This is a genomic window from Microcoleus sp. M2_D5 (assembly GCF_036701935.1).
GTDB lineage: Bacteria > Cyanobacteriota > Cyanobacteriia > Cyanobacteriales > Microcoleaceae > Microcoleus.
The window spans coordinates 33337-56410 of record NZ_JAUBRP010000005.1; the positions used below are offsets into that span (position 1 = coordinate 33337).

A 23074-nucleotide genomic window follows, 5' to 3' on the forward strand; every position below is an offset into this window, starting at 1 on the left:
TGTAATTAATTTCTGCAATTTGTCCTAATCCACTATAACCAGGTTTAATTAGGCATCTGCCCGCCCACGAAGTCGCTGCCACAGTCGAAAAACCCGTGCTAAAGACGTGCCGTAACGACTCGGAGCGACCCGTGGGGCGATCGCACTTCAGTTGATAGGTGGAGTAGGTGGGGAGAAATTTCAAAGTCGGCAGAAGCTGGTTAAGAGGCTTTCAATCTAGCTGTAAACATACTACACTGATATTACACATATGTCCACCCGTCACGGAGAAAAAATTATGCATACCCTACCTAGAACCTCAACCACTGAAATGGAAGTCACCAGCATTCGACTCGAAAGAGAGCTCAAGGAGAGACTTAAAGAGCTCGCGGGGAATCAAGGCTATCAAGCTTTGATTCGAGATTTGCTCTGGAATTACGTGCAGCAGAAGTCTGGAGAGTATCGGCAGATGTTTTCTCGATCGGATATTCGAGCCAGCATTAATGCCACAGCACAGCAGGAGGAACGCTGCGCCCTTACAGGAGAGTTGATTCGACCGGGCGGGCCGATGTTATTAGGCCTGACAATGCACGGCGAAATGGTGCCGCTGAGTATAGGGAGTATGGCAGGATAAACGAGTTTATCGAGAATTTGTGAGAGCGATCGGCCTGGGGCCTTCACCCCAGGCGCGGAATATAAAATCCCGAAGCATTTCCAGGATATCTATTTAACTAACCGCTTGCGACGCGAAGTGCGCGAAGTCCGATCGGCTATCCAGGAGGCAGAAACCGGGTTTTTCTACGAAAATACTGCATCAAGGCATTGAATATGGCTAAAAAACCCGGTTTCTTTGGTATTGATTCGTAAGTCCTAATTGAGAAGAAGATAGGCAACTTTAGCGGTTCGGGAGTTTGGTAATACAGATCCGGAGGCTCGCCCGACGCGCGAGAAGAGTGCTAAACTTTCCATCGGGCGTGCCGAACAGACGATCGTACATTTGATGAAAAAAATTAACGTAATGCTGAAAAACCGTTACTTGACTGCCGCGAGTTCGATCGCCCTTCTCACAATTATTGCCGGATGCGCCGCTACTAAATCGCCGGAACTTGCATCTCCCTCTCCTGTAGCTGAATCCTCCCCGCCACCAGTTAAACCAAGTCAGCCTCAGCCCTTAATAGTCTCTGCTACCAATCCCGAAACCCCCACAAATACCAAAATCCAGCAATATCTCGACGGGTTGGCAGCCCAAGGTTTTCCCAAAGAAAACCAAGGCGTCTGGATGCAATCGGGCAATACTTTGCTAGCCAATCATCAAGGTACCGTTCCTCTGTCAGCCGCTTCTATTACCAAAGTAGCAACCTCTCTCGTAGCGCTGCAACAATTCGGGCCGGAACATCAATTTATTACCTTAATTGGTACAACGGGAAAAATTGAAAACGGCGTATTAAAAGGTGATTTAATTGTTCAGGGAAGCGAAGATCCGTTGTTTGTTTGGGAAGAGGCGATCGCCCTCGGTAACGCCTTAAGTCAAAAAGGCATCAAGCGAGTCACTGGCAATTTAATAATTGTCAATAAGTTTTACATGAACTTTGAACTCGATCCCCTCAAATCGGGAGAATTGCTCAAACAAGGATTGAACAGTCAAATCTGGCCCAGCGAAGCCGCCGCCCAGTATCAAACTCTGCCTCCAAATACGCCGAAACCCCAAATAGCAATTGAGGGTACTGTACAAGTTTTGCCAGCATCTCCCAACGATGTGCAGCCTTTAGTCAAACATTATTCTTTGCCCCTTGCTGAACTGATCAAAAAAATGAATCAGTACAGCAACAATCTCATGGCAGATATGCTAGCTGATACTGTCGGTGGCGCCCAAACAGTCGCGCAAAAAGCAGCCGCAGCAACCGGAGTTCCGCCCGCAGAAATTCAGCTCGTCAACGGTTCGGGATTGAGCGAAGAAAATCTCATTTCTCCTCGGGCTGCTTGCGCGTTGTTTATCGCTTTAGAACGCTATCTTCAACCTTACAGCATGACAGTTGCTGATGTCTTAACTGTAGTGGGGAAAGATAAAGGAATACTGTCAGAACGACCGCTTCCCCCATTAGCAGTAATCAAATCTGGTACGTTGGATAATGTTAGCGCTTTGGGCGGAGCTTTGCCAACTCAAAAACAAGAAACTGTGTGGTTTGTAATTATGAATGGAGGGGCCAATGTCGAGACATTTCGCACTCAGCAAGAGGTTTTGCTGAAAAGCTTTTTGAATGAGTGGGGAAGTGTTCAAGTTTCGCCGCCGGAATTAACGCCAAATCCTGCTAGAAGTAGTAAGGTATCTCGCAGCGAAATTGTCAATTGATTTGAGGCTTAGGAATGAGAATTAAATAACTTCCACTCTTAAAAGTGGGATGGGCGTCCCGCCCGTCCACTCATGACGGGCCCGACGCCCATCCCACAATAACAATTAAAATTATAAGTTATTTAATTCGCGATCCTTACGCATGGGGGCCCCGAAACCGGGTTTTTTACAAAAAGACGGGTGGCCACCCGCAAAGAAGGCAAAAAACCCGGTTTCTTTAGTTTGTAGCGTGCGTCAGCACAGAAGTTTTAAATTTTCAGCTAAAATAATGCAAGCTGATGCACCCTCGGAGTACAAACTAATTTAATTAGGGGTTTTCGCCCTAGCGACTACAATGCCGATCGCACTTTCGACTCTGCTAATATATCTCTGCAAGTCGTAAGCAACTGTCACTTCCCCAGCCGGCGAAGCGTGAATTAAACCCATATTGCCGTCAGGATTGCGGTAGACTAAACCTGTGTGGGTGACATCCAATCCTTTAACATCCGTGGCTACCGCTACAATATCCCCTGGTTTTAACTGAGAATAAACACTTTTTATGCGATTTGTGGGGATGTAATTAACAGTAGTTTTGGCTAAGTCTGCTTCTTGGCTGACTATGCACTGATAAGTTGCTTCGTCTTTGAGCATTTGCGGGTAACTGCTGCGGTGCTGACTCATGAAATTTAGTGTTTTATTCATGGGCACTCCGCCTAATTCAGCGGTAATATTTTCCACAGTTTGCCGTTTTTGATTGTCGTTAATCCATTCGGAAAAATAGTGCAATCGGCTGCAATAACCGTTCATTTTACCGTTTAAATAGCGCTGTTCTTCTATGCGATTTACAAAATTTTGATAGTTGTAATCTTGTACTGCTACGCCCCTGGCGATCGCCAAAACGGTTTCTACAAATAAAACGCAATCAAATTTATTCAAAGTTACGATCAACTTTTCTTCGCCGGATTTGTCCAGCAAGCCAGCGGCGTAGGGCTTCCCTAGGAAGTTATCGGCGATCGCCTGGACGATTTCTCCGATCGAGCGATCGTGCAAATTTTGTTGTTTTGCATACTGTACAACCTGTTCAAAACGTGCTATGTCTTCAGGCTGTGCAACGGTTTCTCTCTCGGTATTATTGGAGTCCGATCGTCTCGCCAGCACATTCAGCAATTCGGAATAGGAAATTTCTGCTAAATTGTTGAAGTCCCAAAACTGACTCGGGAAACTGGAAACAGTTTGCTTGTTTGTTACTTCCAGATTCTCGCTTTCTCGCGTCAAGGAAAACGCTACATCTGTTCCCTGTCCTGCTGTCTGTCGATCGACAACATATCCCCTAGCAGATTGAGACTGAAATGCCCAAACATCAGGTATCACAACATTATTCACGCTGGCGATCGCAAATCCCAAAACAGCCAGACTCCAAAAATTTTTCATGTTTTTCCAAGGATTTTGCTTCAACTCAGTGCTATCCTGAAAATTTTACAATTACTAGAATTCTCAATCAGCCTGGTAGACAGATAAAATTGGCAACAGCGGACTAGAGCGATACACTTGTCATTTAGATGCCGCCCTATTATAAACTGATCGTGCGAGTTTGATAGCACAAAACTGTAATGCAAGTAGAACGCCGACGCCGCCCACGCCCAATTCCCCCCCGACGCTCAATCGATCCGCGAGGCCCAGTCGGGCCGCGACGCCAAAGCAGCCAGCCTCCTGTCCAATCCCGTCGCCGAGTCAGGACGAAATTTGCTCGCTTAAAATACCGTAACATTCTGTGTTTAATTGCCGGGGCGATCGCAATCGGTTGGATTGTCACAATACCGTTCAGAATTCGCCGCGCCCCAGAACCGCCAGTCATCTTGGCTCAACAGCCCGTCTCGCCTCAAGAAACACTCTCGCCTCCGACAATTGAACCATCGGAAAATTTAGCCTATCGTCAAAGCGAGCCTACCTTTAGCTACAACATAAAAACACCTCCCAATCCAGTTTACTCTCAAGAATTGCAAGGGATTGTTGATGAAGCTGTGAAGATTGCAACCACCAAAGGAATGCCCGCAGAACGGCTATCAATTACCTTATTTGATGTCAGCAATTCCAAAAGTCACACCTTTGCCGGATATCAAAATCAAACTCTCAGATTTCCCGCTAGCGTTGCCAAGTTATTTTGGATGGCAGCGTTTTACTCGGCCATAGAAAAAGGGATCATTACGCAAAGAGAATCTGCCTTTAAAAACGACCTAGAACAAATGATTCGCGTCTCCAACAACGATGCAGCCAGCCGAATTTTAGACAAAATCACAGATACAAAATCCGGCGGCAGGCTCGCAGGAGAAGAGTTGCAAACCTGGCTGAAAAAGCGCACTCAAATTAACACATTTTTCCAGTCTGCCGGCTACAACGATCTTCGTATAAGCACCAAAAATTATCCCATATACTATTTAAGACAAGAAGGGCCAATCGGTCGTGACTTGCAATTGCGGGGCGATGCTTCTGTGCCGATTCGCAATCAAGTAACTACGGACCAAGCGGCGAGATTAATATATGAAATCTATACTAGGCAAGCCGTTTCCAGCGTCGCCAGCCGCAAAATGGCTTACTTGCTGACTAGAGACTTAGACCCCAAGGCATGGAAAAATGACCCTAGCAATTCGATAAAAGGATTTCTCGGCGAATCTTTACCAACTAATATTTATTTTGGTTCCAAAGTTGGCTATACTTCCAAATCCCGCAGCGAAGCGGCCTTTATCAGAACTTTAGACGATCGCGCGATTTATATCTTAGTTGTTTTCGCAGACGATCCGGCTTATGCCAAGGACGAAACAACATTTCCGGCCATTTCCCGATACGTTTTCGATCGGCTAAATGCTCGTGGGCCCAGCACTTTGCAGTGATATGGAGTAGGGCCTGTTGAGTGTTGACTGTTAGTCGAAAAACTGAATGATGGTTGATCTCAAATCCGGTAGCATCGGAATTATTCATCTCTCTGTTCTCTTCCTCTGTATTCTCGGCGTCAACAGCGGTTTAATCATTGCAATGCAACCGGATTTGATATGAGTGTTGAATGTTAACTCGATTTTATAGCAACCGTCAAGACGGTTAGGACGTTGTGAATGGGTGAAACGATTGATTTTATTCCTTCTTCCTTCTTCCTTCTGCTATACAATTCCGGCGCAGTCAGAAGTGCTCTTACGCACAAACAACGGTTTCTGCGAAAAATGGGAACTGGCAACCAAAAAAACCAATTTCTTGACCACACATCTAGGATTTTAGGTAAAACCCGCAGGAATCAACCCGGTTTCTGATATCCTATGATATTATTTCCGGTCGATTACCCCTAATAGGGTAGGGGCTCCCCTCACGAAAAATATCTGCCAACAATCTCCAATCTCAAAAACCCGCCCTTGGTCAGAATATAAACAATCAGTTAAACAATTGATTGACCGGACAGAATTTAACTGGGGCGAAAGGATTCGAACCTCTGAATGGCGGGACCAAAACCCGCTGCCTTACCACTTGGCGACGCCCCAACGTCTTAACCTTCACTATCTTAACATTCAAACACCGCAATCTGTCAAGCATTTTGACAATAAAATTTAAAAAATGTTTTTGGAACCGATCGCCCGCAGGTTTATTCTTTGAGCGCAGGGGGGCGAGCTACCGGGATTTCAATCCTGAAATCCGCTCCCTGTCCAGGTTCGGAGATACACTTCAAACTTCCTCCGTGTTTTTCCACCACTATTTGGTAGCTGATAGACAAGCCGAGCCCCGTACCCTTGCCTACAGGTTTAGTGGTAAAGAAAGGGTCAAACAAGTGGCATTTAGCTTTTTCGGGCAATCCGGGCCCGCTGTCTTGAATCCGAATCACCACAACTTGACCCCTCGACTTTCCTGACTCATCAGCCTCCGAGTCTGGGTTCACCACCGCCGTCGAGATTTTGATCGTCTTGGGTGGAGGCTGATTTTCCAAAGAGTCGATCGCATTTGCCAAAATATTCATAAATACTTGGTTGAGCTGTCCGGGATAGCACTCTACCTTCGGCAAGTCGCCGTAGTCTTTAATTACCTCAATTCCCGGCACTAGCCCGTTTGACTTCAAGCGGCTCTGCAAAATCAGCAGCGTGCTGTCAATCCCTTGGTGAATGTCCACCGGCTTCATCTCTGCTTCGTCGTGCCGCGCGAAGTTCCGCAGAGACAGGACAATTTGGCGGATGCGTTCAGTTCCCATCTCTATGGAAGACAGAATTTTTAGCAAATCCGGCACTATGAACTCAACATCGATTTCTTCGCTTTTGTCGAGAATTTCGGGACAAGGGTCGGGGTAGTGCTTTTGATACAAGTGCAGTAAATCCAGCAGATTTTTCATGTACTGCTTGCAATAAGTCAAGTTGCCGTAAATAAAATTAACCGGATTGTTAATTTCATGGGCGACGCCGGCGACCATTTGACCGAGAGAGGACATTTTTTCGTTTTGGATGAGCTGAGCTTCTTTCTGCTGCAACTGCTGCAAAGTTTCCGTCAGTTGGCGGGCTTGAGTTTGGGCGGCTAAGGCGGCAGCGCGGGTTTGGGCGTAGAGTTCGGCTTGGTCGATCGCGATCGCCAGTTGATCCACCACCGCTTGCAGCAATTCCACTTCGCTCGTCGCCCAGGAACGGTGGCTGCTGTAATGGTTGCAAACTACAGCACCCATTTGACCCGAGTGAGTCTTGAGCGGCAGCAGCAGGTTAGAAACAATCCCGATACTTCTCAAAAAAGCTCGCGTTGGCGGTTCGATGCACAGTGCTGTTGCAGCGTCGCCGATCCGGAGCGTTTGGCGGTGGCAAATTTTCTCGGCCAGCAGCGTTACTTGTTCGATCGGGTATTCTGTGAGCCGCTCTTTGAGTTCGGGATTTGCCGCCTCGTGGGTAATTGCAAAGCTGGGTTGGCCGTCTCGCGAGATAGAGTACCACAAAAAGTAGCACTGGTCAACCTGCAACAAGCTGCGAATTTCGTTGACAGCCGTATCTAAAATTTTGTCGAGGTCTAGGGAATTCCGCATCTGGCTGGCGAGGCCGAAGAGCAGGCCTTCCCGGCGGCTCAACAATTCTTCTCGGGCCGTGATGCGATCGATCGCGACGGCGATGGCGTTAGCAATGCAACCCAGAACTTCTAGCGCTCCCTCGCTTGCCAAAGCGCTACTGCACAGAGCCATCACTCCCACCAGCCGCTCCTCCACTATCAGCGGATAGGCAATGGCGCAGAGAGACGGGTTCGACATTAGGCATACAGGAGCCGTTTGGAGTTTTCCCGGTTCTGCTCGCACCCAATCTTCTATTTCCCGTTCCCACCCTTCGGTGGTGATCCCTGAATCGGCCTGCAATTCTAACTGCTCTGTCTGGGGGTTGAACGTCCAGATGCTCGCCTCTTTGGCGTCGAGGTAATCTACCATTGCCTCGGTGCAGCGGTTGAGGATGGGCGATATTTTGCCGCCTTGTCCGAGGGCTGCACCGACTTTAGCTTGCAGAGCTCCCAAGCGCGCGAGCTCTTGTAGGGACGCTGCCGTCAGTTGGCGATCGGATGTGTCGCCCGGGCCGGCAACGATTTCTCGGATTTGTTGGGTATCGTCCGCGCGCCCGATGTCCGCTGAAGCTTCCGGCACATATTGAGATTTGTCTGTTTCCCCCTGCGTCGCGAGCTTGTTTGTGCCGTATATTGTCCTGCTACTCTGTGGCGTAGGTACCGCAGACAAGCTCGATCCGTTCGAGTCAGGAACTAACTCCGAGATTGGCGGGCTGTCTGAGGTGATATCTTCTACCTCTGGCAACTGTTTCTGGGCTTTGACTAATTGCCAGCGCAGCTCCACCAAACTCGCAACTTGCCGACTCAAAGCTTGCAGAGCTTCTATCGTTTCTTTTGTCAAGTCTCGCGGCACCGAGTCCATGACGGATAGCACTCCCAGCATCTGCCCATCAGAGCTGACAACTGGGATTCCGGCGTAAAATTTCACGAAGGGGTAGGAAACCGTCAGCGGATGCTCGGCAAATCTCACATCTGTGGAAGCGTCTCTAACAATGGCTGCAGGCAGTTCTTTAAAGGAATTTATAGGAAGTTCGATCGCAAATTCGGAAGCAACTGGCGGTTGTTGCAGGGAAATGGCCCGGTCAAATTCCGACTTTGAGTTTGAACTCTGGGCGAAGTATTCGGGAGTTGGGTCTAGGGCGCGAGCGCAAAAATTCAGGTAACGTTGGGTCAAAGTTCGATCGATACCTAACTGCGACTTCAACCAGTGGCGATTACCGTCAATCAAGCTCAAGAAAGCAATAGGAGTTCGGCCCATCTGAGCTGCCAAACCGACCAAATTATCCAAGCAAGCCTCTGGATCGGAGCCGAGAAGCTGATACAAATCAATGTTATGGAGCTTGAACACTTTTTTACCAAGAGGCAAGGGTGCTTTCATCATGTGTAACTGCTCGTCTAGTTGCTGGCAACCGCCCTTCTCAATACTTCCCTTGAAAAACAAGCTATGAATTGTGTGATGGGAGACTGTGGGCGCAACTTCAGCGCAGGCTGCTTGCGCCGAATTCAGACTAACCTCTTGACCGATCTGGAAAATTTTGAGTTATGGGAGTTAGAGCACCCCAGATATAAGACTATATAAATTATACTTCCAGTTGACTATGCTTTTGAATACCTCCGGCTCTCTAAATCTCAGAGCCTCTGTTGGGAGGAAGCAGCTTTCCAAAATATATGACTATTGCTTACCTAGATTTTTTTTATCAGTTTAATTGTATTTTAACAGACTTCTCTAATCGTGGGTAGCTGGCTTGCTGGTAGATTTAAATCAGGGGTTTGTGCCACAATACCAGTGTCCTTTACCGAGCTGTGCCTTAGCCGGGTGTTCAACTACAGTTAGGAGATGAATTACAAAAGATTGGTAAGATGTTAAACTTTGTAACAATAGTTGTTCAAACTCGACCTTATAGGGTTTATGGGCCCGGATGCACATTTTGCAACTGTTGTAATTGCCGATCGACAACTCTCCCAATCGCTTTTTTAGAGTTTGAGGTAAAAAAACAGGGGTAAAGTTTCGACTAACGCTCCAACGGGGTTGACAATTATTGCGTAGAGGCAACTCTCAAAAAATAACTGCAGGAAGTATGTTTTGTATTTTCAAGAACTATAAATAAACAGGGAGAAGAATATGTCTGCAAGTAGCAGTCAAGTACCAACTATTTTGGCCGTTGATGATAGCGTCGTGATGCAAGGACTTGTTAAACAGGCATTAAGTAAAGAGTTTCGAGTTCTTGTAACCGACAATGCAGTGGATGCTTTGTCAACGATTTATCACGAACAAATTTCGGTTTTGTTGCTCGATGTTTCAATGCCTGGTATTGACGGATTGGAACTCTGCCGCACGGTGCGGAGCTTACCTCAGTTTCAGAATTTGCCGATCGTAATGCTGACAGCGCGAGATGGAGCATTTGATAAGGTACAGGGGCGTTTGGCGGGAGCAACAGAGTATTTAACTAAGCCGTTTGATGCTGATAAGTTGCGCGAGGTAATTGGTAAGTTTATCAAAATCAAATAATCGGACTTAGGAAAAAAATCAGTTTTGAGTAATTAATGAAGTAATTTGAGTAATTAATGAACTAAAAAGTTGCGATCGCGCTCTCCGATCCTCGACTTCTTTAACAAGTCGGGGGGCGGGCCCTTCTGCACTATTTGCGAGGTAAGTCCTAAATTTTTAATTTAGCCAAGAGTAGGGGAGCGATCGCGCTGACAGGTAGAACATATTGGGCGGCACCGAGGGCGATCGCCTCCTTGGGCATTCCGAAGACAATGCAGCTAGCCTCGTCTTGGGCGATTGTCAACCCCCCTTCTCTGGCGATAGCCAACATTCCGTCAGCACCATCTCTACCCATTCCTGTCAGCAAAACCCCCGCTGCTGCCCGACTATAAAAATTAGCTACCGACTTAAATGTCACCGTTACAGAAGGGCAGTGTCCCGCAGCATGAGCAGCTTCTGAATAAACAAATCGCCCTTGAGAATCCAATTCTAGATGACGTTTTTCGGGCGGGAAATACACAGTCCCTGCTTGTGGCAATTCCCCAAAAGCAGCTATCTTAACAGGCAGTTTAGATTCATAACCCAGCCAATCAACTAATCCTTGCAAAAAACCTTCACTGATGTGCTGGACACAAATTATAGGCACTGGAAAACTAGCCGGAAGTTGAGAAATAATCGCGTACAGTGCTTGCGGCCCCCCTGTCGAAGCCCCTATCGCTAATACTTTAATAGTTGAAGATTTAACATTTTCGTTAAAAAATTTGTAATTAGGAACTGGTGCTTGTTTGAGTTTTACAATTGGATTATTATCTTCTGTCGGCATTTTTTTGGGATGCCGTGTAAATACTTTAACTCCTGAGAGTATTTTCACCTTAGCTATTAATTGATTAGCTAGGCGATCGTAATCAGATACCAACCCGCCAATCGGTTTCGGAAAAACATCCAATGCACCAGCCTTTAACACTTGAAATACATTCTGAGTATCATTCGCTTGCACTGAAGCACTAATTACTAAAATTGGTAGCGGATATTTCTTCATTACTTCTTCCGTAAATTCTAACCCGTTCATTGATGCCATGTTCAAATCCGTACAGATTACTTGGGGCTGAAGTTTAGGGATTAATTCTAGTCCTTCTAATCCGTTGCAAGCGGTTCCTACAACTTGGATGTCTGGCGAAGACTCAAAAATTCGTTTGAGGACGATGGTAACTACTGGAGAATCTTCAACTAACAATAGTTTAATGGGCAACAACATCAGTTTGCTCGAAAATGGGGAATGGGGAATGGGAAATGATAAATTCGGCATCCATGCACGGGGAATTTTTCACTAGACACAGGGCATTGAGCCTTGCTAATTGGTAGTAAATAACAAATAGCTAATAACTAATGAGTCATGAGTCATGACTCATGACTCATGACTAAACTAACCTTTTTAGTGTCTCTACCAGCACATCTTGATTGAAAGTACCTTTAGGAATATAAGCATTGGCCCCCGCATCAGCACCTCTTTTTTTATCTTCATCCGATGCCAAAGATGTCACTAAAATTATCGGTAACTCACTGTATTCTTTTTGCTCGCGAATCTTAACAGTCAGGGCCAAACCGTCTAAATTTGGCATTTGTATGTCAGAAATCACAGCATCAAAATCGCGAGTTTTCAATTTATGGAAAGCATCCAATCCGTCTACCGCAGTCACAACTTCGTAACCTGCAGCTTCCAGTATGCGCTTTTCTTGAGTGCGCGTGGCGATCGAGTCTTCTGCTAATAGTATAACTTGTTTTCTGCTGGCAGTCTCAAGTTGCGATCGCGCACTCCCAACCCCACGAGACGAAACTTGCTGGCGTACAGATTTTATCAAATCGTGGGGATTGAGTACCATACAAACTTCCCCAGTACCGAGAATTGTGGCACCCGAAACATTTCGCACCCGTTTCAGCAATTGACTTTGAGGTTTCATCACCACATCCTGTTCGTCTATCAAAGCATCTACAAATAATCCCAATCTTTCCTCCCCAACTTTCAAAACAATACAAGGCATTTTTGAAGAACTTGAATTTCGGAAGTAGTTTTTATTTTTTGTCAAATTTTCTCTCCCGGTTTCCTGTCTCAAATACCGATTTTTTGGCGACAGTTTTTTATTGTTTAATTCGAGTAAGTCTGTCAGATGAGCAACTGACAAAGGCTGACCCTTTGAAAGTATAGTTTCCTTACCTTCTATAGCAAATATCTCAGACTGAGACACCAGTTGTGCCGTGTCTACAAACTCGACTGGCAGAGCATAAGGAATGTCTTCAACTATGACAATTAATACATTTGCTGTAGCTAACGACGTGCTGATTTGCAGCCTCAAAGTGCATCCTTTTCCTGGTAAAGACTCTACTTGAATACTACCTTTTAGGGCTTCAACATTAGTGCGAACTACATCCAATCCGACCCCGCGCCCCGACACTTCGGCAACAAATTTTTTGGTCGAAAAACCAGGAGTAAAAATTAAAGATTCTACTTGATTTTCGGTCATTTCTGCCAGTTGTTCAAGCGTACAAATATTACGTTTTAGCGCCGTTTGTTTAATGCTATCTAAATTTAGTCCCCGACCATCATCAGCCACTTCAATAATAATATTGCTAGCCATATTATAGCCTTTAATTCGGAGAGTAGCCACGGGAGGTTTACCTAGTTTTTTACGCTCCTCAACAGTTTCAATGCCGTGGTCGATCGCATTTCTAATCATGTGCATTAAAGGGTCTTTCATTTCCTCTAAAATGCGTTTATCTGCTGTAGTTTCCCCTCCTTCAATCACTAAGGCAACTTCTTTACCTTCCCGTTTTGCTAAATCTCGAACAGTTCGAGGAAATAAATTAAAAATAGTAGACAAAGGCAACAGTCTTAGAGTGCGAATTCCTGATTCTAATGCCTCAGCGATTAATTCGAGTCTGGCAGTATCTTCATAAACTCGATTTCTCAAGCAGTTTACTAAAGTTCCGAGACGTTCTAAACGTTCTTCTGTACGTTGATAGTAATCCTGCAGTTGGCTAAATTTGCCGTTGGCTTTAATACCGTTTTCATCTATTTGCATCCGATCGAAAGTCAAGCTCGTTACAAAATATTCTCTGCTCCACTCTTCCCACAAAGTGGTAATTTGTTCGATCTCTGCAACTCGGTGTCCTAACCTAGTTTTTGTGACAGTAAGTTCCCCTGCTTGAGTCATTAAATCGTCTAAGTTTTTAGTTGCAACGCGAATGGTTTCAATGCGGTAAGATGAGGTAGAGGATGCAGTAACTGCCGACTGCGAAGCCGACGCAGTGGCGGGCCCAGAAGGTGCAGGTAAGTTTTGAGCTTGCAGTAGAAATTCTGGCTGGGATTGTAGGGGTAAAAAAGAGGAATTTTTCTCTAAGTTAATAACTTCTGAAGTTTCAACATTTGTTTCTAGTTCTTTGGTAGAACGCTCAGTAAATTGCATTTCTACCAACGGTTGTTCTGGTACTTGTGAAGATGAGGGCTCTAATATTGAGGCAGCAGCCTGTGGCTGTGGCTGACTAGAAGCACCCATCATGCTAGCGAGAATGTAAAAAGTATTAATGCCGGAATCTTCGCCGGTAACGGCTTCGTTAACGAGTTTCCGCATGGCGTCTAAACCTTGCGAAAGTCGATCGCTAATATCCGAATTCAGTTGAGTTTCTCCCCGCTTGACAGATCCCAAAATATGCTCCATTTGATGAGCTAAAGATGCTACATTTTTTACGCCTAGCATCCCAGCATCACCTTTAAGAGAATGGGTTTCGCGCAACAATTGTTCTAACTTAGCTAAGTCGCTTGGATGTTGTTCTAAGTACAGCAATCCGTCGTCTAGTTTTTGTAAGTGTTCTTGACTAGCAACTTTAAATACATCTCGAAGTTCTTCATCTTCAATCATCATATATGTTTTTTAGTAATAAGTAATTGAGCATTGCTCATGGGTAATTGGTACTGATAATTATGTTGAATACTCAGTCGATTGCTAATGATTAATGAATAATGACTAATGACTACACGACTTCTTTAAGATTAAATGCAGCTTCTGTCAGTTGTTGAGTACCGATTTTAACTTGAGTAATGCCGCTGACTGTTTGAGAGGCAGATTCCTTCATAGAGCTCATCGCATCACCTACTTGCTGAATCGCGATCGCCTGCTGTTTCACATTAAATGAAATTTGCTGGTTGCTAGCAAACACCAGATTGCAAGCTTCCCTCACACCAATAAAAGCTTCTGCCGTATCTTGTGCTGTTTTTACCCCTTCTGCAACCGTTTTGCGACTATCTTCAGTTGCTTTCACCGTGGAGTCGATCGCACCCTTAATTTCTGGAACAATACCATTAATCTTCTGTGCTGCTTGTTGGCTTTCATCTGCTAACTTACGAATTTCGCTTGCTACCACCGCAAAACCTTTACCGTACTCGCCGGCTCTGACTGCTTCAACAGCGGCGTTGAGAGCCAGCATATTAGTTTGGCTGGCTAAATCGCTAACCAAACTTGCGAGAGTCGATATATTGCCAATCTGACTCGTGCTGTCGTCTAGTCGATGATTTTGCTTAGAAATTGCCACCACAGCTTCTCTAAGATTCAGCATTTGATTGAGAGTTTGATCTACCTTTTTAGTACCTTCTTCTGCTAGATTTAAAGCTTGGCGAGCAGCAACGGCAACAGACTCAGCTTGCTCGGCTGTTTGCTGAGAAGAGCGGCCCAAATTTTCGAGAGTTATAGTTGTTTGGTTAACCGAAACAAATTGCCTATCTGCTATTTGCTCTTGCCTGTTCATATTAGATTCTATTTGCAGTGAAAATGACGAAATTTGGTAAATCAGCCCCCGAATGAGAGCAACAATTTGTTGCAGAAAAAACCATCCAAATCCCAGCACCACACCCAGGGAAACAATAGCTATCGTCGCTGCTATTTTTTGAAGAGAATCGATGGAATAAAATAACATTTTTTTGGGTGAAGTATCCACAATTACTAAAAAGTTTTTGGTATTTTGTTTGCTGGGGAAAACTGTATTATAGCTAATCACTAGCTCCCTATTATCAATATTTCCCTGACCACCTGAGAGTATTTTAGCAACAATGTCTCCTGAATAATCATTTTTGACATTTTCCTTAGTTTTGAGTTCAAATCCCCATGCTTTTTTAGGATCGGGATGAGCCAGATAATAGCCATCTTGATTTAAGATAAAAGATTGGTCTGATAATTCAGGATTAAAATTTTTAACTATATCGATCAGAGTGCTACCCAGAGCATTGCTAATCAAAATACCTTGTCTTTCCCCTTTGGGATTAAAAAGTGGAGTTGCGTAGCGAATTGTTGGCTTGTAAGGAATTTCTATTTTCCCATTTTCCTGATTCAGCTCTAAAGAAGACACATAGACTTCTCCCGATTTTAGCTTCATAGTTGCCAGAAAGTAATCTCTGTCTGCTTTATTTTGTAGTTGAGAATCTGGAATAACTTGGATATTTTTGCCGTCCGAATCTACGCGCACGATCTCCTTACCGCTGTTATCTATGTAACGTAATTGCATATAATATGGCTTAGCTTCCATCATGGCTAAAAAGGTGAGTTGCATTCGATAAACCCAATCTTTATAAGTTGAATTAGTTGTTTTGTCTACTCCATTTCCTTCTTTAGCTCTAATCATTCCCTGAACAGGGGGAGTTTTGGGGAGAAACAAAATATCGGCTCTCAGATTTTCCAATTTATTAATCATTTGATTGGCGGTGGAATTAACACTGTCACTAAGGGTTGTTAATGCTAATTTTTGTAGCGCTTCTGTTGAAGAAGAAATTCCATACCAACCAACAATAGATACTGGAATCAAGGTACTTAAAATTAGGAGTAGGAGCAGTCGGTGCTGCATTTTTTGGAAAAATTTGTTCATCATTGGTTACTGGAAATTGGTTGCTGGGAACTTGCACGATCGCGTAGCAGAAGTATTGGGAATGGGCAACTTGTACGATCGCGTAGCAGAAGTATAAAGAATTGGAAATTGGTAGTAAATAAAAAAATAACAACTCCCAAATAATAACTCACAAATCACAACTAACTACACTGCTGAATTGAGATTATAGCAATCCTCGCATCATTTGTGAATTTCTTACTCCCTCCGCAAGACATCGGGGAGGGCTGGGGTGGGGCAAAATTTTTACGACTCCTGCAAGGATTGCTATAGGTTCTGATTTGCCCAGAAAGAAGTTATTACTCCCGTTAATATCGCTGGAATTGTAACGAGGCCGATCGCCAAAGCAATTGATTTAATTCTTAAGGATATATTTGGCATTTTTTGGGAACTACTCATAATTCACCTGTCTCCTACAAAACTGCTTTCAAATCTAAAGCTGCTTCATTCAATTTTTGAGTGCCGACTTTAGTTTGACTGATACCGCAAGCGGTTTGGGCTGCGGCTTGATTGAGAGAGTTCATAGCTTGCACTACCTGTTCGATCGCGATCGATTGCTGTTTGGCATTCAGCGAAATTTGCTGAGAGCTCAAAACCACATTGTTAATGGCATTGGCAACTCCTGCAAATGCCGCTGCGGTTTCTGAGGCAATATTCACGCCCGATTCCACTGTTTTAGTTCCTTCGTCTGTCACCATTACTGTTGAGTTAATTGCCTTTTGAATATCAGCAACTAATAGATTAATTTGTGCTCCTGACTTTTTACTGCGATCGGCAAGTTTGCGAATTTCTGACGCCACCACGCCAAACCCCTTGCCGTGCTCTCCCGCCCGCACTGCTTCAACAGCAGCGTTGAGTGCTAGCATATTAGTTTGATTGGCCAAATCGCTAACTACAGTTGAGATATTACCAATGCGATCTGTTTGTTCGCTCAACTCTATAATTTGTCCTTGGATATCCTGAACTTTAGTTTTCAGAGTTGCCATTGCTTCTAAAGTTTGTTCTACCGCTTTTGTGCCACCTCCAGCTAAATTCAAAGCTTGCATTGCTTGAACTACCGCTGTTTCTATCTGCTGTGATGTCGCCCTGGAAGATGCTCCCAATTCGTCCATTGTAGTAGTAGTTTGATTTACTGAAGCTGCTTGCTGACTTGCCATGCGTTCCTGTTCTTCCACGGTGGCTGCAATCTGAGTGGAAGAAGTGGCGATCGAGCTAATTGCGCGATCGATAGTTTGAGCAATTCCTGACGAAATCAGCCAAGCTATAACCGCACCTAACACCAATAAAAACACGGAACCAAATACCAATGCCGAGATTAAAAAAACTAAAGATTGCTTCGTTTTTGCTGTAGCTTGCTTAATCGATTTTACTTCTATGTCGCGAAATTGCTTATTTATTTCCACAAATTCATCCACAAATTGGGTCTGTTTTCCGGTATTAAACAGAGCCAAAGCAGCAGTTCTATTATTTTTTTGTAATAAAGCAACTATTTCGCTAGAACCGTCATAATATTCGTTGCAGAGTTCTAGCATCTTCTCTAAACGCATCCTCTGTTCAGGATTTTCTATCTTCAATCCCGCACTATTACCCGACTCACGAGCTAATTCTCCACCTGTCTTAAAATCATTTAAAAACTGCGGATTTTTATTAATTAAATACCCGCGCATCCCCCTTACCATTTGTTCAGCACCTGCGGACATATCATTTGTATGTGCGATCGCATTTTCTATCCTTTCTACTTCTGCAAAATTATTCAACACCTGATTAGTAGTTGTATAAACTAGCAGGGGAAAACCCAAGTATATAGTGGCAGGCGCTACATAAGCCAGCAACATTCTATTTCTAATATTTAATTTTATTAACTTAGAAAACATATTTTTATCCTTAATTTAAGCACGTGAATATACGAATTAGATTGCTTCGTCAAATCTGGCTTGAAAAGCAGATTTGGTATAACTGAATACGCTTTGGTTAAAACTATTTATTCCTCAGAGATTCCTTGCAGCATCCCCCGCATCGTTGCGAGGACTTTGAATAAGTTGTTGTTCCGCCCTTCGCAGGGGCGGTGCCAAGAGTGCCAGCCCTAGACGCCGGGGCGATCGAGCTTAACCCAAGCGTATTGTGGTATAACTAACTTCTTTAGTCCTGGACGCATTTCAAGATAATTCTCTCATGCTAAGTCCCGCTTGTTACCAGTTCAGAGCTCTGCGTTGGATCGGGATTGCGAAGGAAATGAAGTATCAAGCCAGATGCTTCACTGAACTCATGATAGAGATGCTTTGCGTCAGTCCTGTTCTGGATTCAAACCTCTTCATCAACAACTACTCCTCCTTTTGTCAGCAGTTTTTGCAAGTTCAGAATAGCCATCATTTTTTCCCCGTAAATAGCTGTACCCCGTAGATATTCGCGGTTGGCAGAATGCAGGGCTGCCGGAACAGCCGCAATTTCCAACACATTTAAGTATATAATATCTAATATTTCGTCAACAACTATACCAGCGACTAAATCCGCCACTTCAACAACGATCGCCTTAGAGAGATCGTTTGCAGTCTCCGACATATTTAAAGACATATTTAAAACACTGCGAATATCAATTAGCGTCACAATTTCTCCCCGTAAATTTATATTTCCCACTATGCGATCGGGAGTGCAAGGAACCGGAGTTACTTGGTTGATATCAGTAAATTCGCGAACTAAATCTAAATGAATACCAAAGTATTCGCCATTCAAAACAAACACCGCCAGGGACATATTAGTGGCAGCATCATTTTCTCCCTCGTTTCGCCGCCTCAAATGATTAGCGCGCGATTGAAAAATTGCTTTTTCTTCGGGGGTAGCCTGCGGGCAAAAAACGTGACGGTTGCTCAAAATTTGAGGATTTTTTCCTAACAATTTTGCACTTATTAGCCCGTGTGAATTTTCCGTCTCGGCCTCACCTGCTGCTGCTTCACTACCTGCATGGCTTGGAGAAACAGACCAGCTTTCCTCTGACTTTTCGGGAGAATATCGAATTAAGCGATCGAGATTCAGCAGCATGATAATATCGGCTTCGCAGCGGGCAAGTCCAGCTACAAAATTATGAGAGGCTTTTGAATTCTCTCGCCCGTAAGATAGCTGCGAAGTGATGGCCTCTTCTGAGAGTTCCTTAACTTCGCGAACTTGATTGACAATTATACCGATTTTCGATTCTTGCGACTCGATGACGATCGTACTATCTGTCACAGCATATCCTTGCCAAGCGTATCCAAAACGGAGATTCAGATCCATCACGGGCAGAATTTCGCCCCGAAGGTCGATCGCCCCAACAATATCTTGAGGTGCTTCTGCAATTGCTGTCAACTCCGGCAGAAAGAAAATTTCCCGAACGTAGCAGGCTTCTATACCGCAGAGAAAACCGTTCTGTTCAAAGATAAGATACGGTTTAGTTTCCATATTTTAGCTTACAGTTTCTTTACTGTATAATTTTAACAATCTTTTTTTAACATTCATCAGCACTTGACTAGCTGTCATTTTCCCCTGTGAATCTATGGGAGTGTTTGGCGGTAGTGCTTTCAGGATTTCACAAGATGAATTGTACATTTTAATAGCTCTTTTTACTTGACCTTCTTTCTGGTATATATTCCCTAGTTCTATATAAGCTGAAACAAAAGAGGGACACATATAAATAGTTCTCTTTAATAATTTTTTAGCTGTTTCTAATTGCCCCTGTTCTTCAGCAATTTGAGCTTGTAAATAATCAGTATATACCGATCCAGGTTCTACTTTCCTAGCTCGATTACAGTATTCTATTGCCTGAGAATAATTGCCTGCATTTGCATGAACTTTAGCGATTAAAAAATAAGCTTCAAAATTATGCCCCTGCAACTCTATTGCCTCTTGTGCCTTGTTGATAGCCTCAGCATAATTTTGATTTTTAAATAACTTTTTAGCCTCTAAAATTAGCATTTGATGCGTTTGATTTTGAGTATTTTCTGCTATTGTTTTTTCTGTAACTGACACGGCATTGTTCGGCCAGCCGTCCTCCAGATAGCGAGATGGCAGCATATTCCCCAGCGGATTACTTATTTTTAATACCGGAGGCATCTCAATCTCTGGAAAATTGCTGTTAGTAGTAAAACGAGGTGGCATAGTTTCCCCTGTTAGCAACTCACCACTGTCATCGCCCATAATATCTGCTTTCGGGAATTCCCGAAATGCCGAGTTGGCTTCTCCTACAGTCGCAACCCTAGACTCTATTTGACACCCTTCCTCCGGTACTGCATTCCGACGCTGATACACCACCGACTCCGGGAAAATCTTGGCTTCAAACTCGTTCATAATTTGACCGTAGACTTCAGCATGACCGGTCATTAAATATCCTCCTGGTTTCAGGGTATTGGAAAATTTTTTCAGTACCAGTGAAATATACTTATGTTCAAAATACACAAAAACGTTTCTACATAAAATTAAGTCTATGTTATAAAGATTTTGGTAAATATTAGGAAACTCATCTGTGATTAAATTTAAACAGCTAAAGTTGACACTTTCGCGCAATTCTAGATTAATTTCCCAATCATTTTGCCTCTGATGAAAATACTGCTTTTGTATCTGCTGGTCAACCAAGCGAAACGACCAATGACTGTAAACTCCCTGGGGCGCTTTTTTGATGACTTTTTCATTGATATCTGTACCTAAAATTAATATTTTCCATTGCTCCCAATCGGGAATCAACTGTTTTAAAACAATCGCTAAAGAATAAGGTTCTTCACCAGTGGAGCAGCCCGCACTCCAGATTCGCAGTGTCGGCTGCATTCCCAAGGTCTTGTGCAAGTTTCTTTTCTGCTCTATCAATTCAGGAAAAATTACTCTTTTCAACAGAGCGAACTGTCCTTTATCTCGCATAAAATAACTTTCAGTTGTTGTTAATAGCAATACTAATTCTGCCCATTCATTTTTACTTTCAAAAGTTTTGGCTGTTAAAAGTTTATAATATTTTTCTGGGTCTGCAATTTTTTTTTCTCTCATCCGACTCATGATTTTGTGAGACAAACCAGCTCGATCTTGAGACCTAATTCGCACACCCATCTCCGCAGTAATTAAGTTTATAAATAGCTGAATTATGGAATCATTCATGTCCACTGAGGTAGATTAATTTAATAATTTGGGAAGTGGCAACTTTTACTGAGCTGCTGCTGAGTTTGGGCTGAGCATAGCTGCTAGCCTGCGGCTCGTCGGTTCGCAAAGCCGCAGGGAGCCGAAGGGAAGTGCGTAGCCGAACTATTGGGAATTGGGGAAGTTTTAAGCTCGTGCAGTAGAAGTATTGGTAATTGGAAATTGGGGAATTTGGAATTAGAAATTGGGAATTTAGCCGATCGCATTAACAAGAACAGTGTCACACCATATCATATCAGAAACTTGCCAGCTACTTAAAGGAAAAAGGCAAAAGGTCAAAGACAGAAGCCAGGAAAAAATTATCCCTTCTGCCTTCCACCTTCTGCCTTCAAAGGCACTAATCTCCCACTTTAAGCTGGATATATCCGCAGGCGGCGATTAGGTTCTTCCCCAAAACTGTGGGATTTCAGGTGATAGTGTTCCACAAGTTCGTGCTGCATTTTGCGGACGTTGGGAGAACGGGGCAGGAGTTCCACCGGCTGTCCCTTGGGAATGACAATTTGCTCGACTGCCAAGCGGGTTTCTTCGAGAGCTTCGAGCTCGTCAGAAGAACCGCTGCGGGCGAATAAGGCGAGGTCTGCCACTTCCGGGGTACCTGGGTCATCCATGTCCAACAGGCGCCGCAAAGCTCTCGCTACGTGGGGAATAGTGGCGGCCTTAATTGTGTGCAGGGGAACTTGGCGAGTTTTGGCCAAGTGCCTCAATTTCGACTGGTTCCGAACGTTCGATCGCAAAGCCAAAACCACGTCAGCACTCTCAATATCCTTCGTCAGCAGCACCGGCAGGTTCAGCGTCGAAATCACCTGTTCGAGCTGGTGACGAGGTATGCCGTAAGGATAAACGTGGAGGGGCAAATCTTCGCCGTTAGGGCCGACATTCTGGGAAAAACGTCCGGGCTTAGGTACCGGCTCGACGGACAGGGATTCTTCGAGCAGTTGCTCGAAATACCGAGTCTCAGAAACCGGCGCGCTTTTAGGAGCGAAGTTCTCGCCTGGAGCGGGCATCGGCACCATTTTGCCAGCACTCCGCCAGCCAGAGAGCGGTGTGACGGGCCGGATTGCTGATACCGCAGCCGTGCTGCTGGAAGCGGCCATCCCCGGAAACCGCGCGGGGGGAGCGGCTGACTCGCGCTCGATAATTACTTCTCCTGTCTCGCTGACGCTTCTGATTTGCTGGCTCGGTTCGCGTCCCCGCAGCAGAGTGTCGATCGAATCTGCAACTCGCTCGTGGATTACCCAGCGCTGGCGTTCCAGCATTTCGATGGCAATTTCAAAAGTGGGCGGTGCTTTGCGCTCCAAAACCGTCTTTTGAGAACCGCGCCGTCTTGCTTCGTCATCTCCCAGCGTCACCGCTTGGATGCCCCCAATTAAATCTGCCAGAGTCGGGTTTTTCATCAAGTTTTCGATCCGGTTCCCGTGGGCGGTACCGACCAACTGCACGCCCCTTTCGGCGATCGTCCGAGCCGCCAAAGCTTCGAGTTCCGTGCCGATTTCGTCAATCACGATCACTTGCGGCATATGGTTTTCCACTGCTTCGATCATGACTTGGTGCTGGAGTTCGGGGCGGGAAACTTGCATTCTGCGAGCTCTGCCGATCGCTGGGTGGGGAATATCTCCATCTCCGGCAATTTCGTTGGAGGTGTCGATGATTACCACCCGTTTTTCCAAGTCATCGGCGAGCACGCGGGCAATTTCGCGCAGGGCCGTGGTTTTGCCAACACCGGGGCGGCCGAGCATCAAAATTGACTGACCGGTTTCCACCAAATCGCGGATAATGCCGATCGTCCCGAACACAGCGCGGCCCACCCTCAAAGTCAAGCCGATAATCTCGCCGCTGCGGTTGCGTATGGCGCTAATTCGGTGCAGGGTTTGCTCGATACCGGCTCGGTTGTCGCCGCCGAAGTGGCCGACTCGCTCGATGCAATAGTTGAGGTGTGCCTTGGTAATCGGCGTTTGGGAAAGAGGTTCGGCCAAGGATGGAAAACGAGCTTCTGGTTGGCGGCCCAAATCCATGACAATCTCAATGAGATTGTTGCGCTGCGGGTGCTGCTCTAAGGGCTGCCGGATCTCATCTGGCACGATGTCTAATAATCTGTTGAGGTCGTCTGTAATCTGCATTCGCCTCGATGTGTTCGGTGACTTTTTCAACTT

At 44.9% G+C, this 23074-nt stretch carries 14 protein-coding genes and 1 tRNA gene; 4 read left to right on the forward strand and 11 right to left on the reverse strand.

The annotated features are described in order from the left end of the window. Positions 1-277 precede the first annotated feature (277 nt). Positions 278-613, forward strand: coding sequence for a ribbon-helix-helix domain-containing protein (locus QUA50_RS03360; RefSeq protein ID WP_039886507.1), 336 nt, complete (start codon positions 278-280; stop codon positions 611-613). A gap of 366 nt (positions 614-979) precedes the next feature. After that, entirely contained in the window at positions 980-2329 is a 1350-nt protein-coding gene (locus QUA50_RS03365) for a D-alanyl-D-alanine carboxypeptidase (protein ID WP_333260175.1), read from the forward strand. 303 nt (positions 2330-2632) lie between these two features. Here QUA50_RS03365 and QUA50_RS03370 read toward each other — a convergent pair whose 3' ends face one another. Continuing rightward, positions 2633-3739: an N-acetylmuramoyl-L-alanine amidase-like domain-containing protein gene (locus QUA50_RS03370; RefSeq protein ID WP_333260173.1), complete on the reverse strand. Its 1107-nt coding sequence runs from the start codon at positions 3737-3739 to the stop codon at positions 2633-2635. Between the two features lie 179 nt (positions 3740-3918). Here QUA50_RS03370 and QUA50_RS03375 point away from each other — a divergent pair, with 179 nt between their 5' ends. Then, on the forward strand, positions 3919-5196 hold the full coding sequence (locus QUA50_RS03375) for a serine hydrolase (RefSeq protein ID WP_333260169.1): 1278 nt from the start codon (positions 3919-3921) through the stop codon (positions 5194-5196). 564 nt (positions 5197-5760) lie between these two features. Here the strand turns inward: QUA50_RS03375 and QUA50_RS03380 are convergent. Together QUA50_RS03380 and QUA50_RS03385 are read right to left on the reverse strand one after the other, a co-directional pair. Then, positions 5761-5832: transfer RNA gene (locus tag QUA50_RS03380), tRNA-Gln, on the reverse strand. Between the two features lie 101 nt (positions 5833-5933). Next, positions 5934-8741: a GAF domain-containing protein gene (locus tag QUA50_RS03385; protein WP_333260166.1), complete on the reverse strand. Its 2808-nt coding sequence runs from the start codon at positions 8739-8741 to the stop codon at positions 5934-5936. Between the two features lie 741 nt (positions 8742-9482). Here QUA50_RS03385 and QUA50_RS03390 point away from each other — a divergent pair. Further along, on the forward strand, positions 9483-9869 hold the full coding sequence (locus tag QUA50_RS03390) for a response regulator (RefSeq protein ID WP_015175702.1): 387 nt from the start codon (positions 9483-9485) through the stop codon (positions 9867-9869). A gap of 148 nt (positions 9870-10017) precedes the next feature. Here QUA50_RS03390 and cheB read toward each other — a convergent pair whose 3' ends face one another. The 8 genes from cheB to QUA50_RS03430 all read right to left on the reverse strand — a co-directional run bounded on the left by cheB (position 10018) and on the right by QUA50_RS03430 (position 23041). After that, positions 10018-11103, reverse strand: coding sequence for a chemotaxis-specific protein-glutamate methyltransferase CheB (gene cheB, locus QUA50_RS03395; protein WP_333260164.1), 1086 nt, complete (start codon positions 11101-11103; stop codon positions 10018-10020). 163 nt (positions 11104-11266) lie between these two features. Beyond that, entirely contained in the window at positions 11267-13762 is a 2496-nt protein-coding gene (locus QUA50_RS03400; protein ID WP_333260262.1) for a hybrid sensor histidine kinase/response regulator, read from the reverse strand. Between the two features lie 112 nt (positions 13763-13874). Next, positions 13875-15758 (reverse strand): methyl-accepting chemotaxis protein, encoded by a 1884-nt coding sequence (locus QUA50_RS03405; protein WP_333260161.1) that lies wholly within the window; start codon positions 15756-15758, stop codon positions 13875-13877. 282 nt (positions 15759-16040) lie between these two features. Continuing rightward, a complete protein-coding gene (locus QUA50_RS03410) occupies positions 16041-16172 on the reverse strand; it encodes a hypothetical protein (protein WP_333298482.1) in 132 nt (43 codons plus the stop codon). A gap of 14 nt (positions 16173-16186) precedes the next feature. Then, on the reverse strand, positions 16187-17647 hold the full coding sequence (locus QUA50_RS03415) for a methyl-accepting chemotaxis protein (protein ID WP_333260157.1): 1461 nt from the start codon (positions 17645-17647) through the stop codon (positions 16187-16189). 427 nt (positions 17648-18074) lie between these two features. After that, on the reverse strand, positions 18075-19205 hold the full coding sequence (locus tag QUA50_RS03420; protein ID WP_333260154.1) for a chemotaxis protein CheW: 1131 nt from the start codon (positions 19203-19205) through the stop codon (positions 18075-18077). A 3-nt stretch (positions 19206-19208) separates the two neighbouring features. After that, positions 19209-20885 carry a CheR family methyltransferase gene (locus QUA50_RS03425; protein WP_333260151.1) on the reverse strand — a complete coding sequence of 559 codons (1677 nt, stop codon included), beginning with the start codon at positions 20883-20885 and terminating at the stop codon, positions 19209-19211. A 389-nt stretch (positions 20886-21274) separates the two neighbouring features. Continuing rightward, positions 21275-23041 carry a R3H domain-containing nucleic acid-binding protein gene (locus QUA50_RS03430; RefSeq protein WP_333260149.1) on the reverse strand — a complete coding sequence of 589 codons (1767 nt, stop codon included), beginning with the start codon at positions 23039-23041 and terminating at the stop codon, positions 21275-21277. Positions 23042-23074 lie beyond the last annotated feature (33 nt).